Annotated in this window: 2 protein-coding genes; one reads left to right on the forward strand and one right to left on the reverse strand. The window is 73.2% G+C overall.

Annotation, left to right across the window (positions count from 1 at the left end; genetic code table 11):
- Positions 1 to 469, forward strand: a 469-nt coding sequence (locus B7767_RS37030; protein ID WP_143652851.1) for a DUF4190 domain-containing protein, incomplete at its 5' end; no start/stop codon positions are given.
- 76 nt (positions 470 to 545) lie between these two features.
- On the opposite strand, the gene B7767_RS37035 is transcribed toward B7767_RS37030, so the two are convergent.
- Positions 546 to 1,991, reverse strand: a complete 1,446-nt coding sequence (locus B7767_RS37035; protein WP_085575838.1) for an aldehyde dehydrogenase family protein — start codon at positions 1,989 to 1,991, stop codon at positions 546 to 548.
- Between the last annotated feature and the right edge of the window lie 141 nt (positions 1,992 to 2,132).

The following is a 2,132-nucleotide window of genomic DNA, read 5'->3' on the forward strand; positions in this document are numbered from 1 at the left end:
CGCCACGCCCTTCGACGCCCCGGGCTCCACGCTGCCCCCGCCGCCCGTCGCGCCCACCGGCCCCGGCGCGCCCGGCGGCTACGGGTACCCCGGCTACCCGCCGGGCTACGGCTGGCCCGGCATGCCGGGCCAGCGGCAGAACGGCATGGGCGTCGCGGCCATGGTGCTCGGCATCCTGGCCTGCTGCCTGTTCTGCTTCTACGGCGTGGTCTCCGTCGTCCTCGGCATCCTCGCCATCGTCTTCGGCATCAAGGGCCGGAAGAAGGCCGAACAGGGCCTGGCCGACAACCACGGGCAGGCCCAGGCCGGCCTGATCACGGGCATCATCGGCCTCGTCCTCGGCATCGCCGTGATCGTCCTGATAGCCATCGGCGTCGTGGCCGCCATCAACAGCGAGGAGGACAGCTGGGAGGACGAGGACTACTACGGCGCCCACCGCCCGGCCGTCACCGCTCCCGCCTTCCGCTGACCACACCGGTCACCGAGGACCGACGGCCCGAGCCCCCGCACAGCGGGCTCGGGCCGTCGGCCTTTCGCGGGTGTGGTCAGAGCGCGAGGCCCGTCAGGACCATCACCCGCTCGTAGGTGTAGTCGTCCATCGCGAACTTCACGCCCTCGCGGCCCACACCGGACTGCTTGGCACCGCCGTACGGCATCTGGTCGGCGCGGTAGGAGGGCACGTCACCGATGACCACACCGCCGACCTCCAGGGCCCGGTGGGCCCGGAAGGCGGTCTGCAGGTCGTGCGTGAACACGCCCGCCTGGAGGCCGTACTTGGAGTCGTTGACGGCCGCGAAGGCCGCCGCCTCGCCGTCCACCTTCTGCACGGTCAGCACCGGTCCGAAGACCTCCTCGCAGGAGATCGTCGCGTCGGCCGGCACGTCGGTGAGCACGGTCGGCGCGTAGGAGGCGCCGTCGCGCTTGCCGCCGGTGTGCAGTGTGGCGCCCGCGGCGACGGCCTCGTCGACCCAGGACTCCACGCGCTGCGCGGCGGCCTCGCTGACCAGCGGGCCGACGTCGGTGGCGTCGTCGTTCGGGTCGCCGGTGACCTGCGCCTCGACGGCGGCGACGATGCGCGGCAGCAGCCGGTCGTACACCGACGCGTCGGCGATCACGCGCTGCACGGAGATGCAGGACTGGCCGCCCTGGTAGTTGGAGAAGGTCGCGATGCGCTGCGCGGCCCGGTCCAGGTCCTCGTCGCTCGCGAAGTCGGCGAGGACGACGGCCGCGCCGTTGCCGCCCAGCTCCAGGGTGCAGTGCTTGCGCGGCACCGAGTCCATGATCGCGTAACCGACCGTCTCGGAGCCGGTGAAGGAGATCACCGGCAGCCGCTCGTCCTGGACCAGGGCGGGCATACGGTCGTTGGGGACCGGGAGGATGCTCCAGGAACCGGCGGGCAGTTCGGTCTCGGCGAGCAGCTCACCGAGGATCAGGCCGGAGAGGGGCGTGGCGGGGGCCGGCTTGAGGATGATCGGCGCCCCCGCGGCGATCGCGGGGGCGATCTTGTGGGCGCACAGGTTCAGCGGGAAGTTGAACGGCGCGATGCCGAGGACGACGCCCTTGGGGAAGCGGCGGGTGAGGGCGAGCCGGCCCTGGCCGCCGGCGTCGGTGTCCAGGCGCTGGGCCTCGCCGCCGTTGAAGCGGCGGGCCTCCTCGGCGGCGAAGCGGAAGACGGAGACGGCGCGGCCGACCTCTCCGCGGGCCCACTTGACCGGCTTGCCGTTCTCGGCGGAGATCAGGCGGGCGATCTCCTCGGTGCGCTCGACGAGGCGGCGGCTGACGTGGTCGAGGGCGGCGGCGCGGGTGTGGGCGGGGGTGGCGGCGAAGGCCTCGCGGACGGCGTGGGCGGCGGAGACGGCGTCCTCGACCTGGGCGTCGGTGGGGACGCTCACCGTGCCGACGGTGTGGCCGTCCCAGGGGGAGGTGACGTCGAAGGCGGTCTCGCCGGTGGCCTGGCGGCCGGCGAGCCAGAAGGCGGTGGTGGAAGTCATGTGCGGGTTCCGGCCCTTCCGCGTTGGGGTGTGGTGGGTGGGTTGCTGGGTCCACGGTAGGGCGGAGGGCGGGGGGTGGAGTTTGGCCGAGTCGTAGTGGTGGGGGTGCGGGGGTTCTACGGTTTGGCGGGGTGGGGTGGG

The organism is Streptomyces sp. 13-12-16 (assembly GCF_002114215.1).
Classification (GTDB): domain Bacteria; phylum Actinomycetota; class Actinomycetes; order Streptomycetales; family Streptomycetaceae; genus Streptomyces.